Origin of the sequence: Neisseria sp. 19428wB4_WF04 (assembly GCF_015235335.1) — a bacterium.
GTDB lineage: Bacteria > Pseudomonadota > Gammaproteobacteria > Burkholderiales > Neisseriaceae > Neisseria > Neisseria musculi.
Genome location: NZ_JADGLG010000034.1, coordinates 12,215 through 27,125 on the forward strand (window position 1 = coordinate 12,215; position 14,911 = coordinate 27,125).

The 14,911-nt window shown below is 56.4% G+C and carries 12 protein-coding genes and 1 pseudogene; all 13 read left to right on the plus strand.

The window, feature by feature from the left end:
- The first annotated feature begins 12 nt into the window (after positions 1–12).
- Positions 13–1,383 carry a UDP-N-acetylmuramoyl-tripeptide--D-alanyl-D-alanine ligase gene (gene murF / locus IR141_RS08300; protein WP_135035836.1) on the plus strand — a complete coding sequence of 457 codons (1,371 nt, stop codon included), beginning with the start codon at positions 13–15 and terminating at the stop codon, positions 1,381–1,383.
- A gap of 82 nt (positions 1,384–1,465) precedes the next feature.
- Positions 1,466–2,548, plus strand: a complete 1,083-nt coding sequence (mraY, locus tag IR141_RS08305; protein WP_135035839.1) for a phospho-N-acetylmuramoyl-pentapeptide-transferase — start codon at positions 1,466–1,468, stop codon at positions 2,546–2,548.
- A gap of 203 nt (positions 2,549–2,751) precedes the next feature.
- Positions 2,752–4,089, plus strand: a complete 1,338-nt coding sequence (gene murD, locus IR141_RS08310; protein WP_135035868.1) for a UDP-N-acetylmuramoyl-L-alanine--D-glutamate ligase — start codon at positions 2,752–2,754, stop codon at positions 4,087–4,089.
- A gap of 278 nt (positions 4,090–4,367) precedes the next feature.
- Entirely contained in the window at positions 4,368–5,528 is a 1,161-nt protein-coding gene (gene ftsW / locus IR141_RS08315) for a putative lipid II flippase FtsW (RefSeq protein WP_135035871.1), read from the plus strand.
- A 221-nt stretch (positions 5,529–5,749) separates the two neighbouring features.
- The gene (gene murG / locus IR141_RS08320) at positions 5,750–6,817 is read left to right on the plus strand and encodes an undecaprenyldiphospho-muramoylpentapeptide beta-N-acetylglucosaminyltransferase (RefSeq protein WP_135035842.1); all 1,068 of its coding nucleotides are present in this window, start codon (positions 5,750–5,752) and stop codon (positions 6,815–6,817) included.
- Between the two features lie 249 nt (positions 6,818–7,066).
- The gene (murC, locus tag IR141_RS08325; protein ID WP_135035844.1) at positions 7,067–8,488 is read left to right on the plus strand and encodes a UDP-N-acetylmuramate--L-alanine ligase; all 1,422 of its coding nucleotides are present in this window, start codon (positions 7,067–7,069) and stop codon (positions 8,486–8,488) included.
- Positions 8,489–8,568: 80 nt separating this feature from the next.
- Positions 8,569–9,480: a D-alanine--D-alanine ligase gene (locus IR141_RS08330; protein ID WP_135035847.1), complete on the plus strand. Its 912-nt coding sequence runs from the start codon at positions 8,569–8,571 to the stop codon at positions 9,478–9,480.
- Complete coding sequence (locus IR141_RS08335; RefSeq protein WP_135035850.1) at positions 9,470–10,237, plus strand: cell division protein FtsQ/DivIB; 768 nt, start codon at positions 9,470–9,472, stop codon at positions 10,235–10,237. The genes IR141_RS08330 and IR141_RS08335 overlap by 11 nt, the downstream gene beginning before the upstream one ends.
- Positions 10,238–10,255: 18 nt before the next feature.
- Positions 10,256–11,494 carry a cell division protein FtsA gene (gene ftsA / locus IR141_RS08340; RefSeq protein WP_187001718.1) on the plus strand — a complete coding sequence of 413 codons (1,239 nt, stop codon included), beginning with the start codon at positions 10,256–10,258 and terminating at the stop codon, positions 11,492–11,494.
- A 129-nt stretch (positions 11,495–11,623) separates the two neighbouring features.
- Entirely contained in the window at positions 11,624–12,793 is a 1,170-nt protein-coding gene (ftsZ, locus tag IR141_RS08345) for a cell division protein FtsZ (RefSeq protein WP_135035856.1), read from the plus strand.
- Positions 12,794–12,984: 191 nt separating this feature from the next.
- The gene (locus IR141_RS08350; RefSeq protein ID WP_135035859.1) at positions 12,985–13,572 is read left to right on the plus strand and encodes a phosphoribosylglycinamide synthetase; all 588 of its coding nucleotides are present in this window, start codon (positions 12,985–12,987) and stop codon (positions 13,570–13,572) included.
- 370 nt (positions 13,573–13,942) lie between these two features.
- Positions 13,943–14,635: an OmpA family protein gene (locus tag IR141_RS08355; protein ID WP_135035862.1), complete on the plus strand. Its 693-nt coding sequence runs from the start codon at positions 13,943–13,945 to the stop codon at positions 14,633–14,635.
- Positions 14,636–14,739: 104 nt separating this feature from the next.
- Positions 14,740–14,911: pseudogene (locus IR141_RS13430) on the plus strand (IS1595 family transposase); the annotation flags it as partial.

Below are 14,911 nucleotides of genomic sequence, written 5' to 3' on the forward strand. Positions count from 1 at the left end.
CAGAACACGAAAATGAAATCTCTAACCCTGAACTTTATCCGCCAAGCCCTGAGCCTGCCGCTGCCGTCTGAAAACGGCGGTGTCGAAATCAAGCGCATCGTAACCGACAGCCGCGATATTCAAAGCGGCGATGTGTTTTTCGCCCTGGCCGGCGAACGTTTCGATGCGCATGATTTTGCGGCAGAAGTGTTGGCCAAAGGCGCAGCGGCAGTTGTGGTGTCGCGCCAAGACTGCGCCGCGCTGCCCGGCGCGTTGAAGGTGGGCGATACGCCGGCCGCACTGCAAACGCTGGCGAGGGTCTGGCGCAACGAAATCAACCCGTTTGTGTTCGGCATCACCGGCTCCGGCGGCAAAACCACCGTGAAAGAAATGCTGGCGGGCATACTGCGCCATCGTTTCGGCAAAGAGGCCGTGCTGGCGACGGCGGGCAATTTCAACAACCACATCGGCCTGCCGCTCACCCTGCTCAAGCTCACGCCCGCGCACCGTTATGCCGTGATCGAAATGGGTATGAACCATTTCGGCGAGCTGGCCGCGCTCACGCAGATTGCCCGCCCCGATGCGGCGTTGGTCAATAACGCCCTGCGTGCCCACATCGGCTGCGGTTTCGGCAGCGTGGGCGATATTGCCCGGGCCAAAAGCGAGATTTATCAAGGTTTGGGCGCAGACGGCCTGGCGCTGGTTCCGGCCGAAGATGCCCATGCGGCCGTGTTTCAGACGGCCGCACAAGGTTTGAAACAGCAGACTTTCGGTGTGCAGAGCGGCGATATCCATGCCAAAAATATCGTGTTGGAGCCGCTGTCGTGCACATTCGATTTGGTGGCCGGCAACGGGCGTGCCGCCGTCAGGCTGCCGGTGCCGGGGCGGCACAATGTGGCCAATGCTGCTGCTGCCGCCGCGCTGGCGTTGGCCGCCGGCTTGAGCCTGCAAGAGGTTTCAGACGGCCTTTGCGGTTTTACCAACATCAAAGGCCGTCTGAACGTGAAACGCGGCATTAACGGCGCCACCGTGTTGGACGACACCTACAACGCCAACCCCGACAGCATGAAAGCCGCGCTCGATGTGCTGGCCCGGCTCCCCGCCCCGCGCGTGTTTGTGATGGGCGACATCGGCGAATTGGGCGAAAACGAAGCGGCCGCCATGCACGCCGAAGTGGGCGCATACGCCCGCGATAAAGGCATCGAATCGGCTTATTTTGTCGGCGGTTATAGCGCAGCGGCGGCGGAAGCTTTCGGCGGCAACGGATTGTGGTTTGCCGGCAAAGCCCCGCTGATTGAATCGTTGGCACGCGATTTGCCGCCGGGTGCGAATGTGCTGGTGAAAGGCTCGCGCTTTATGAAGATGGAAGAAGTGGCCGAAGCGCTGCTGGAAAAGGCCGTCTGAAACCGTTTCAGACGGCCGCCCTGCCGAAGCAACAAACCGACAAACCCAAACACGAGAATCACACACAAAGGAAGCAACCCCCATGCTTTTATGGCTAGCCCACTTCAGCAACTGGTTTTCGGCGCTGAACGTTTTCCAATACACCACTTTCCGCGCCGTGATGGCCGCTTTAACCGCGCTGGCGTTTTCGCTGCTGCTGGGGCCGTGGACGATACGCAGGCTCACCGAATTGAAAGTCGGCCAGGCCGTGCGCCACGACGGACCGCAAACCCACCTGATCAAAACCGGTACGCCCACCATGGGCGGCTCGCTGATTCTCACCGCCATCACCGTTTCCACCCTGCTGTGGGGCAATCTGGCCAACCCCTATATCTGGATTCTGCTGCTGGTGTTGCTCGCCACCGGCGCGTTGGGGTTTTATGACGACTGGCGCAAAGTGGTTTATAAAGACCCTAACGGTGTGTCGGCGCGGTTTAAAATGGTGTGGCAGTCGGGCGTGGCACTGGCGGCGGGGCTGCTGCTGTTTTATGTGGCGCAAAACTCGGCCAACAATATCCTGATCGTGCCGTTTTTCAAACAAATCGCCCTGCCGCTGGGCGTGGTGGGCTTTGTGGTTTTGGCTTATCTTACCATTGTGGGCACTTCCAACGCAGTGAACCTCACCGATGGTTTGGACGGCCTGGCCGCTTTCCCTGTGGTGCTGGTGGCGGGCGGTTTGGCGATTTTCGCCTACGCCGGCGGCCATGCGCAGTTTGCCCAATATCTGCAACTGCCCTATGTGGCCGGCGCCAACGAAGTGGTGATTTTCTGCACCGCCATGTGCGGCGCCTGCTTGGGCTTTTTGTGGTTCAACGCCTATCCCGCGCAAGTGTTTATGGGCGACGTGGGTGCGCTGGCCTTGGGCGCGGCCTTGGGCGCGGTGGCGGTGATTGTGCGTCAGGAGCTGGTGCTGGTGATTATGGGCGGCCTGTTTGTGGTGGAGGCCGTATCCGTGATGCTGCAGGTGGGCTGGTATAAGAAAACCAAAAAACGCATCTTTCTGATGGCGCCCATCCACCACCACTACGAACAAAAAGGCTGGAAAGAAACACAGGTGGTGGTGCGGTTTTGGATTATCACCATCGTGCTGGTGTTGGTGGGCTTAAGCTCGCTGAAAATCCGCTGACGGCCGTCTGAAAAGTAAAGGCCGTCTGAAAAGCATAACCTATTGCCGCCATACCCGGGTTTGACCCGAGTATCCACATGTACTGCCGATGAAAGTTTGCAGCAAAGTTTCAGAGGGCCTTATAAAATAAAAAGCAAGATACTCGGGTCAGGCCCGGGTATGACGAAATATTTGAGTATGACGAAATATTGATGGGCAGCAACATGAATTGGCAAAACCAAAAAATCCTCGTTGCCGGCCTCGGCAGCACCGGCGTTTCCATGATTGCTTATCTGCGCCGCGCCGGCGCGCAGGTGGCGGCTTACGATGCCGGTTTGAATCCCGGGCGCGAAGCGCAGCTCACGCAGCTTTTCAAAGGCTTAAACTGCCACACAGGCCGTCTGAAAGACGTTTTGGCGCAGGGGTTCGACATTCTCGCGCTCAGCCCAGGCATCAGCGGGCGCACGCCGGAAATCGCCGTATTCCAACAAAACGGCGGCAGGGTGGTCGGGGACATCGAAATCCTCGCCCGTATCGTGAAAGCGCGCGGCGACAAAGTGATCGCCATCACCGGCAGCAACGGCAAAACCACCGTAACCAGCCTGGTGGGCCACCTGTGCGCGAAATGCGGGCTGGACACTGTGGTGGCCGGCAATATCGGCACGCCCGTGCTCGAAGCCGAATTGCAGCGCGAAGGCAGAAAAGCCGATGTGTGGGTGCTCGAACTTTCCAGCTTCCAGCTCGAAAACACCGAAAGCCTTACCCCCGATGCCGCAGTGGTGCTGAATATTTCCGAAGACCATCTCGACCGCTACCGCAACCTGCTCGACTACGCCCACACCAAAGACAAAATCTTTGGCGGCAGCGGCGTGCAGGTGCTCAACGCCGATGATGCGCTGTGCCGCGCCATGAAGCGCAGCGGCCGCCGGATAAAATGGTTTTCGCTGGAAAACGAAACCGATTATTGGGCAGATGTTCAAACTGGCCGTCTGAAAGCGGGCGGCAGCGTTTTGCTCGACACCGCCGCCGTGCCGCTGCAAGGCCTGCACAACGCTGCCAACGTTTTGGCCGCGCTCGCCCTGTGCGAAAGCATCGGCTTGCCGCGAACCGGGCTGCTGCAACAAATTCAAACCTTCAAAGGGCTGCCGCACCGCGTGGAAAAAGTGGGCGTAAAAAACGGCATCACCTTTATAGACGACAGCAAAGGCACCAATGTCGGCGCTACCGTTGCCGCCGTTTCCGGCCTGAAAAGCCCGATTGTGCTGATTGCCGGCGGGCAGGGCAAAGGGCAGGATTTCACCCCGCTGCGCGCCGCGCTGCAAAACAAAGCCCGCGCAGTGTTGCTGATCGGCACCGATGCGCCGCAAATCCGCCGTGATTTAAGCGGCTGCGGCGTGGAGCTGATGGATTGCGAAACCCTGCCCGAAGCCGTTCAGACGGCCTATCGGCTCGCGCAAAGCGGCGATGTTGTGCTGCTTTCCCCCGCCTGCGCCAGCTTCGATATGTTTGAAGGTTACGCGCATCGGGCAGAAGTGTTTGTTAAGGCGTTTGAGGCGTTGTGAAGGCCGTCTGAAAAGCCCCGGCAACGGCTGCATTGGGTGTGCGGCCGCGGCGTTTGAAAACAGCGAAACCTCGGGCAGCCGTCTTTTTCACGTTTTGCGGCGGGCTGTTTGGCGCGGTGTCTGAAAACCGGGGGGGGGGGCTGTCCGTGCCGGACAAACCGGTGCCTGAAACGCCCGAGGCGCAATATGCCGCAGTGCAGATTGTTTCAGACGGCCTTGTGCCGCAGCGCAGAAAAGCCGTTTGTTTGAAATTCAAATGCAATAATTTTTACAGCAATATGATTACAGAATCCAAAATCCTCGACCGCAAAATTCTGCGCAGCGGCCACAAAACCGACCAATCGCTGCTGTGGATGGTGATACTGATGGTGTCGTTCAGCCTGCTGATGATTTATTCCGCCTCCATCGCTTATGCCGCCCACGACGGCGGCGACCAGTGGTTTTATCTTTCGCGCCAGGCCGCGTTTCTGGCCACGGGCGCTTTGGCGGGGCTGGCTGCGTTTAAAGTGCCGGTGGCCAAGTGGAAGAAATACACGCCGTGGATTCTGTTTGCCGCCCTGCTGCTGCTGGCGGCGGTGTTGGCCGTGGGGCGGGAGATCAACGGCGCGAAACGCTGGATACACTTGGGGCCGGTGAATCTGCAGCCCACCGAAATATTCAAGCTGGCAACGATTTTATATTTGTCGAGCTTTTTCACCCGCCGCGCCGAAATCTTGAAGCAGTTTAAAAAAGTGCGCTTTTCCGCCGTGCCGGTGGGCATAGGCTTGGGGCTGATTATGTTGGAGCCGGATTTCGGCTCGTTTGTGGTGGTAACGGCCGTGGCGATGGGGCTGCTGTTTTTAGCGGGGCTGCCGTGGCGTTGGTTTTTGATGATGGTGGGCATCGGCTTGGCCAGCATGGTGGCGCTGATTGCCGTTGCTCCTTACCGTATGGCGCGGGTGTCGGCATTCTTAAACCCGTGGGAAGACCCGCTGGGCAAGGGCTACCAGCTCACCCACTCGCTGATGGCGATTGCGCGCGGAGAATGGTTCGGCGTGGGCTTGGGCGCGAGTTTGGAGAAGCGTTTTTATCTGCCCGAAGCGCATACCGATTTTATTTTGGCGGTTATCGGCGAAGAATTTGGCTTCGTGGGCATTTCGGTGCTGATTTTCTGCTATGCGTGGCTGGTGTGGCGGGCGTTTTCCATCGGCAAGCAGGCGCGCGATCTGGAATTGTTTTTCGGTGCGTTTGTGGCCAAAGGCATCGGCATCTGGCTGGGCATTCAGAGTTTTTTCAATATCGGCGTGAACATCGGCCTGCTGCCCACCAAAGGCTTAACCCTGCCGCTGATGTCCTACGGCGGTTCGGCAGTGATCATCATGCTGGTGTGTATGGCTTTGCTGTTGCGCGTGGACTATGAAAACCGCCTGAAAATGCGCGGCTACAAAGTGGAAGCATAACACGGCCGCCCGTGGTAAAGGCCGTCTGAAAAACCGTATCAACCCAAAATATCATGATAGTGAAACAGCGCAACAGGCAGCGGGAAGCCGATGCTGCAGGCAATGCAGACGGCCGGCACCATTCTGCCGCTTTGGCGGTCTGCCGGGTTGTTTTTGAGCCGGGACGGAGCTGCGCCGTATCGTTTCGCGTTGTTTTACGATAAAAAAGGATTATTCAAGTTATGGGCAGTAAAACCTTTATGCTGATGGCCGGCGGCACCGGCGGCCATATTTTCCCCGCACTGGCGGTGGCCGAAGCCCTGCGCGGACACGGGCACCATGTGGTTTGGCTGGGCAGCGCAGACTCGATGGAAGAGCGCATTGTGCCCAAGCACAACATCCGCCTCGAAACGCTGGCGATTAAAGGCGTTCGCGGCAACGGCTGGAAGCGCAAGCTGGAATTGCCGTTTACCTTGTTCAAAACCGTGCGGGCGGCAATGCGGGTGATTGAAAAACACCGTGTCGATTGCGTTATCGGCTTCGGCGGTTTCGTTACTTTTCCCGGCGGCGCGGCTGCCAAGCTCTCGGGGGTGCCGATTGTGATTCACGAGCAAAACGCCGTGGCCGGCTTGGCCAACAAACAGCTTGCCCGCTGGGCGCGCCGCGTTCTGTATGCTTTTCCGCGCACTTTCGCCAACCACGATGGTTTGGTCGGCAACCCCGTGCGCGCCGACATCAGCAACCTGCCGCCGCCCGCCGAGCGTTTTGCGGGGCGGAAAGGCCGTCTGAAAGTGTTGGTGATGGGCGGCAGTTTGGGGGCAGACGTGCTCAACCAAACCGTGCCGCGCGCGCTGGCGCTGCTCACCGAAAGCGAACGCCCGCAGATTTACCATCAGGCGGGGCGCGGCAAGCTCGGCACGCTCAAAACCGACTACGAAGTGCTTAACGTGCAGGCCGAATGCGTGGAGTTTATCAATGATATGGCCGCCGCCTACGAAAATGCCGATGTGGTTATCTGCCGCGCGGGCGCACTCACGGTTGCCGAGCTGACCGCCGCCGGGGTGGGCGCGCTGCTGGTGCCGTATCCCCACGCGGTGGACGACCACCAAACTGCCAACGCCCGCTTTATGGTGCAGGCCGATGCCGGCTTGCTGCTGCCGCAGTCGCAGCTCACCGCCGAGAAACTGTCGGAAGTGTTGTGGGCGCTCGACCGCGAACGCTGCCTCGAGTGGGCCGAAAACGCCCGCACGCTGGCCATGCCCTACAGTGCCGATGATGTGGCGGTTACCGCGATTGCCGCCACCCTGTGAGCGGAGCGGGGAAAGGTTTTTTCAGACGGCCGGCTGCTGCTGCAAAGGGCGTTTGCCGGTTTTGCGCAAACGCAATGCTTGGGAAGCAGCACAAAACCCGCACGGCAGCAACCTTCTGAACACCCTTTTACATTAAAACCATAGCGTATCCGCCCACCGCCCTTTAAAATAACGCCTTTCGGATTTTCAGACGGCCTTAAGGCCTTAAGGCCGTCTGAAACGGGAAACAGGCTTCAGGAAAACAACAACGTGAAAAACAGAGTCAATCATATTCATTTTGTCGGCATCGGCGGTTCGGGCATGAGCGGAATCGCCGAAGTGCTGCACAACCTGGGGTTTAGAGTGTCCGGCTCCGATCAGGCGCAAAGCGCAGTAACGCAGCATTTGAGCGGTTTGGGCATCCGGGTTTGCTCCGGCCACACTGCAGATCACGTTGCCGATGCCGATGTGGTGGTGGTTTCCACCGCCGTCAAACCCGACAATCCCGAAGTGCGGGCGGCCCAAGAGCGGAAAATCCCCGTGATTCCGCGTGCGCTGATGTTGGCCGAGCTGATGCGCTTCCGCGACGGCATTGCCGTTGCCGGCACGCACGGCAAAACCACCACCACCAGCCTCACTGCCTCTATTCTGGCGGCGGCCGGCATGGATCCGACCTTCGTTATCGGCGGCAAACTCACTGCCGCCGGCACCAACGCCCGCTTGGGGCAGGGTGAATATCTGGTGGCCGAAGCAGACGAATCCGATGCTTCGTTTCTGCACCTTACGCCCATTATGTCGGTGGTGACCAATATCGACACCGACCATATGGACACCTACGACCACAGCGTTGAAAAACTGCATCAGGCGTTTGTGTCGTTTATCCACCGTATGCCGTTTTACGGCAAAGCGTTTTTGTGTACCGACAGCGAACACGTCCGCGCCATCGTGCCGCGTATCAGCAAGCCCTATGCCACCTATGGTTTGGATGAAAGTGCCGATATTTACGCTACCGGCCTGCGGGCGGAAGGCGAAAAAATGCGTTTCAGCGTTCATGTGAAGCAGGAGGGTATCGAGCCGTTTGAAGTGGTGCTGAATATGCCCGGCCGCCACAACGTGCTCAATGCGCTGGCCGCCATCGGCGTGGCGCTCGAAGTGGGCGCATCGGTGGAGGCGGTTCAGCAGGGCTTGCTGGGTTTTGCCGGAGTCGGCCGCCGTTTTCAGAAATACGGCGGCATCGCCCTGCCCGGCGGCGGCAGGGCGATGCTGATCGACGACTACGGCCACCACCCTGTAGAAATGGCCGCTACGCTGGCCGCTGCGCGCGGCGCGTATCCCGGCAAACGTTTGGTGTTGGCCTTCCAGCCGCACCGCTACACCCGCACCCGTGATTTGTTTGAAGACTTCGTGGGCGTGTTGAACACCGTTGATTTGCTGGTGCTGACCGAAGTGTATGCCGCCGGCGAAGAGCCGATTGTGGCCGCCGATGCCCGTGCGCTGGCGCGTGCCGTGCGCGTGTTGGGCAGGCTCGAGCCGATTTACTGCGAAGATGTCAATGCTCTGCCCGGCACCTTGTTGAGCGTGTTGCAAGACGGCGATGTGGTGCTGACCATGGGCGCAGGCAGCATCAACAAAACCCCGCAGGCACTGGCAGGGGCGCAGGCTGAGCGGCAGGGCAGCGGCAACGCCGTCTGAAAAATAATCAAACACAGGGGCTGCCGATTGTTGGTGCAAACCGATAAACAGGCCGTCTGAAAAAGAAAGAAACCGTAAATATGCAAGATTTTGGCAAAGTTGCCGTGTTGATGGGCGGATTTTCCAGCGAGCGTAAAGTGTCGCTCGAGAGCGGTGCCGCCGTTGTTGCCGCCCTGCAAAGCAAAGGCATAGACGCACACCCGTTCGACCCGAAAGAAACCCCTTTGCACGAGCTGGCAGCCCGGGGCTTTCAGACGGCCTTCAATATTCTGCACGGCACTTACGGCGAAGACGGTGCCGTGCAGGGCGCGCTCGAGTTTTTGGGCATACCCTACACCGGCAGCGGCGTGACGGCCTCGGCCGTAGGCATGGACAAATACCGCTGCAAACTGATTTGGCAGGCGCTGGGGCTGCCTGTGCCCGAATTTGCCGTATTGCACGATGACAGCGATTTCGATGCCGTTGAGCGCGGGCTGGGTTTGCCGATGTTTGTGAAACCCGCTGCAGAAGGCAGCAGCGTGGGCGTGGTGAAAGTAAAAGAAACAGGCCGTCTGAAAGAGGTGTATAACAGTCTCAAACACTTGCACGGCGAAATTATTGCCGAGCGTTTTATCGGCGGCGGCGAGTATTCCTGCCCCGTGATTAACGGCAAAGGCTACCCCGCCATCCGCATCATTCCCGCCACCGAATTTTACGATTACGAAGCCAAATACACGCGCGATGATACCGTTTACCGGTGCCCGGCTGATTTGAATGCAGCCGATGAAGCCCTGATGCGCTCGCTGTCGGTGCGTGCCGCACAGGCAATCGGTGCCGAAGGTGTGGTGCGCGTGGATTTCCTGAAAGACACGGACGGCAAGCTGTATCTTCTTGAAATCAATACCTTGCCCGGCATGACCGGCCACAGCCTGGTGCCGAAGTCGGCTGCCCAAACCGGCTTGAGCTTCGCCGATTTATGTGTTGAAATTCTGAAAACCGCTCATGTGGGATAATGCAGGCGCCCTGAGGCGCATAACCCGTTGGCTGATGATTCTGGTAGTGGCAATACTGCTGGGGGCATTGACCGTTTGGGTTTACAATTCGCCGTATTTTCCGGTGAAACAGGTCAAAATCGAAGGCGAAATACGGCGCACCGGCAGCAAGCAGCTGCAAACCGTGGCGCAGAAATATATACGCGGCAACATCTTCCGCGCTGATTTGAACGGTGCTCAGGAAGCGTTTGCCAAGCTGCCGTGGGTGGATAAAGTAACCGTGCGCCGCCGTTTGCCCGACACAGTCGAAATCGGCCTCATCGAGCGCATTCCTGTGGCGCGCTGGAAAGAATCAGGCCTGCTCGACAGCAACGGCAACCTTTTCACTGCCGCTACCGATGAAAAATTCCCTGTGTTTTCAGGCGGAGCGGGAACCGGCAAAATTATGGTGAAGCATTTCAACGAATTTAACGCCGTTTTAAAACCCTTAGGTTTGGTCGTTGCCGAACTTGAGTATTCACCGCGATCGGCTTGGACGGTAGGGCTGGATAACGGTATTTCCGTGCGCTTGGGTCGCGAAAACGAAACCGAACGCCTGCAACGCTTCGCCGAAATGTGGCCGGGCATTTTGCAGGCGCAGCAAGGCAACTTGGCCTATGTGGATATGCGCTACCGAGACGGATTCGCCGTGCGCTACCACGACAAGCGGCAGGAGCCGCAGGCAGGCAGGCCGTCTGAAAACAGTGCATCAGGCATCGAACTGCAAAACCGACAGTAATCAGCAAACGAATGGGACATCATGGTAAAAGGCAAATACATCAGTGCATTGGATATAGGCACTTCTAAAGTTATCGCATTAATCGGCGAAGTGCACGAAGATAACGAAATCCATATTATCGGCTTGGGGCAGGCACCTTCGCGCGGCCTCAAAGCCGGCATGGTAACCAATATCGATGCCACCGCCCAAGCCATCAAACAGGCCATGGAAGAGGCAGAGCGTATGGCCGACTGCAAAGTCGACAGCGTAACCACAGGTATTGCCGGCAACCATATCCGCAGCCTCAATTCGCAAGGCGTGGTGAAAATCAAAGACGGCGAAGTTTCCCAAGCCGACATCGACCGCGCCATCGAAACTGCCAAAGCCGTCAATATTCCGCCAGACCACAATATTCTGCACACCGTGGTGCAGGAATACATCATCGACAACCAGCCCGGTGTGAAAGAGCCCATCGGTATGAGCGGGGTGCGCCTGGATACCCGCGTGCACATCATTACCGGTGCGATTACTGCCCTGCAAAACATTCAAAAATGCGTCAACCGCTGCGGCCTGCATATGGAACAGATTATGCTGCAGCCGTTGGCGAGCGGTCAGGCCGTGTTAACCGAAGACGAAAAAGACTTGGGCGTTTGTGTAATCGACATCGGTGGCGGCACCACCGACATCGCTGTTTACACCAACGGTGCCATCCGCCATACCGCTGTGATTCCGGTTGCAGGTGATTTGATTACCAAAGATTTGGCACAAGCCCTGCGCACGCCGCATAACGCCGCCGAATACATCAAAATCAACCACGGCGTTGCCATCGCCACCATGGAAGGCTTGGATGAAATGATAGAGGTGCCCAGCGTGGGCGACCGCCAGCCGCGCCAGATTTCCCGCCGTGTTTTGGCCAGCGTAATCGGCCCGAGGGTAGAAGAAATTTTAGAGCTTACCCTTAATGAGCTGCGCCGCAGCGGTTTTCCCGAAGAAGTGCTTACCTCGGGCGTGGTGCTCACCGGCGGCGCATCGCTGCTTACCGGCATCGTTGATTTGGCCGAAGACGTGTTCAATCTGCCCGCCCGTATCGGCGTGCCGCACGAAATAGGCGGCGTTTCCGAGCGCATCCGCAACCCCAGGTATGCCACGGCTATCGGCCTTCTCCAGGCCGCCCGAGGCGAAGTTTCAGGTGCCCCCGTTACCGGAGTGGTAGCCATCAGGGAACCGAAAGAAAACTGGCTGGTCAGGCTGAAAGAATGGTTGAAGAATAATTTTTAAAATTCTCGTAAAAATGTAAGAAGAATTTTGCCAGTAAGCAGGGGCTTCTTATATAATAACGCCAAATTTTGCAGCTATTTAGCCGTCATTTGTTTACCCGTCCTAACGCAGGGCGCAGAGGAGTATTTTATGGAATTGGTTTACGATGTAGTAGAGGCCGCCGCAAGCCCTGCGGTTATTAAAGTTATCGGTATCGGCGGCGGCGGTTGTAATGCCATTAACAATATGATCTTAAATACTGTTCAAGGGGTGGAATTTATCAGTGCCAATACGGATGCCCAATCTTTGGGCAGAAGCAACGCTGCCAAACGTATCCAGCTGGGCACCAACCTGACACGCGGCTTGGGTGCGGGTGCTAACCCTGAAATCGGTCGTGCAGCAGCCCAAGAAGACCGAGAGGCCATTGCCGATGCCATCCGCGGTGCCAATATGCTGTTCATTACAACCGGCATGGGCGGCGGAACCGGCACGGGAGCTGCTCCCGTTGTTGCAGAAATTGCAAAAGAACAAGGAATCCTGACCGTTGCCGTGGTAACCCGCCCGTTCGGCCACGAAGGCAAACGCGTACACATTGCCCAAGAAGGCATGGATCACCTGAAAAGCCAAGTGGATTCCCTGATTGTTATCCCGAACGACAAATTGATGACAGCGTTGGGTGAAGACATTACCGTGCGCGAAGCGTTCCGTGCTGCCGATAATGTATTGCGGGATGCAGTTGCCGGTATTTCCGAAGTGGTGACGCGGCCCGGTTTCATCAACTTGGATTTCGCCGATGTGAAAAATGTGATGAGCATTATGGGTATGGCGATGATGGGTTCAGGCTTCGCACAAGGTATCGACCGTGCCCGCTTGGCAACCGAGCAAGCCATTTCCAGCCCGCTGTTGGATGACGTAACCCTAGATGGTGCGCGCGGCGTATTGGTAAACATCACCACGGCGCCCGGTTGCCTGAAAATGTCTGAATACCGCGAAATCATGAAAGTGGTGGACGAATACGCACATCCGGATGCCGAGCGCAAATATGGTACTGCCGAAGATGAAGGAATGGAGGAAGACGCTATCCGCGTAACCATCATCGCTACCGGCCTGAAAGAAAACACCGCTGCCGTCCCAAACAACTTGCGCATGGTGAAAACCCAGCAGGCAACCGGTACAGACGATGGTTTTGGCAACATTAACGGCTTGATCCGTTCCGGCCGCAGCACCCGGAGTATGAACTTGACTGCTTCCGACTTTGCCAACCAATCTGTGCTGGACGATTTTGAAATTCCCGCTATTTTACGCCGTCAAGCCGACTAACCCTTATCGGCTTGATGCTTGAAAAGGCCGTCTGAAAACCGAAGCAGGTTTTCAGACGGCCTTTTGATTTTTATTAAATTAATTGCTCTTTTGGGCTGAACTTAATACATTAACGATAAGTCAAAGTAATATTAACCACCGATACCGTTATATCTGAAGGAGCAAAACATGCGTTTGCAAATATTGGCTGTATGCACTTAACCGCATTGGCCGGCTTGGCCGCCTGTCAAAAAGAAGCAACACCCGCTGCGCCTGCGCAACAGACGCAGCAGCAAGTTCCGGCACAAGCCAAACCTGCTGCGCAAGCACCGCAGCAGGCAGTAGCACCCACTTCGGGTGAGAGCCTGATCCGCGAGCCGGTTGCCGCGCAAAGCCAACCTGTGCAGGCGATTCAAACCAAAACGGTTGGTAACGACACCATCCATCTAACAAAAGTCAAAGTGGTCGGTCAGATTCTGAATGTGGAGTTTGTGGCCGTTCCGCCCAAAGCACCCGACGGCAAATACGATTATTTTGCAGGAAGTTCTCATAAATTAGCCGATTTCGACTATATCGATAAAACCACCAGCAAAAAGATTACCCTGTTGCAAGACGAAAACGGCAAATATATGGCCGATCCCATCAATAATACTCACCATAAAGAAATACGCATTCCCGGCTCCACAAGACACCCGCTAACTATTTCGCTGAAATTCCCTGCCCCGCCCGAGACTTCACCCACCATCACCATTGATTTTCCTAATATAGGTTCGTTTGAATCCGTTCCCGTGAGCCGTTAAGTTTTCGGATACGGGGTTTTCAGACGGCCTATCAATCAAGATCAGGCCGTCTGAAAACCGTTTCGCCGAAAAATTTAAAAAAAACAGTCATATCCGCACATAATTGGGCTTGAATCCGAATATGTCGGCGCTGCGGCTAAGATTAGGGAGTGTAGCCGGAAAGCACTGCGGCGGTATTTTTGGTTAAAATCCGCATCTGCTGCTTTTAGGTAGCATAGCGGACTTGCGAAGCTAAAATGCTCGCAAGATGTTCAATCTTGCTGTGCTTTTTGCCTTGCATCTGCAGATTTTCCCTCAAAAAACGCTTCACAAGCCTTCTGACTACACTCCCTAAGTGAATCCGACTTTAATTTTTTTAAAGAGCAATCCGATGAACGCCACAACCGCATTTTCCCTTTTTGCCGCCGTTGCCTTATGCGCCTGCAACCCGCAATCTTCAGGCAGCCAAGCACCTGCCGCTGCCGCCTCCGCCCAAAACACGCAGGCGGAAACGCCGCCGCCTGCTTCTGTGCCCGCGCAAGCCGCACCGGCCCAACAAGCCCAACCCGCATCATCTGCTTTGCAAACAGCCGAGCCGCAACCTGCTGCCGCACAAACAATTTCTGCCCCCGTTTCATCAGTTTCTGCACAAGGCAGTAATCTGTCGGCAACCGGCAGCAGCCTGAGCGCGCAGCAAACGGGGTTCAATATCGAAATCAATCTGGCTTCCGATGTGTTGTTCGATTTCGATAAGGCCGATTTGAAACCCGAGGCTGATGCCGAGCTGCAAAAGGCCGCCGAAGTGATACGCGAAAAGGGCAAAGGGCTGATTCTGATCACAGGCCACACCGATAGCAAGGGCAGCAGAGCCTACAATAAAAAGCTCTCGCTGGCGCGCGCAGAGGCCGTGAAGCAATGGCTTGAAAAACACGGCCTGCATTATGATTACCAAACCGATGGCAAAGGCGCGGCCGATCCAATTGCGCCGAACACCAACGAAGACGGCAACGACAACCCCGAAGGCCGCGTCAAAAACCGCCGCGTAGAAATCGTGATCAACAAAACCAAGCGGTTGGGTAAATAAACGGTTTTCATAGGTTGAAATTTTTGCAAAAAAGCCGTCGTAATCCTGAATTTATTTAGGGGCTTACGAAGCAAAATCAGCAAAAATGATGTTAAGCTTCTGATATACCTATTAAAAACAAATACCAAAAGTTCAGTAAAATTACCGAATCAAAATTCCGTCAAATCCTGCGCCTTTTCACACTTGATTTGACCGCTTCCGATACCGCCAGACTCACCGGCATCAGTACCCAAAGTGCCAATATCTGTTTCTCAAACTGCGTTGCCGTATGGCTGC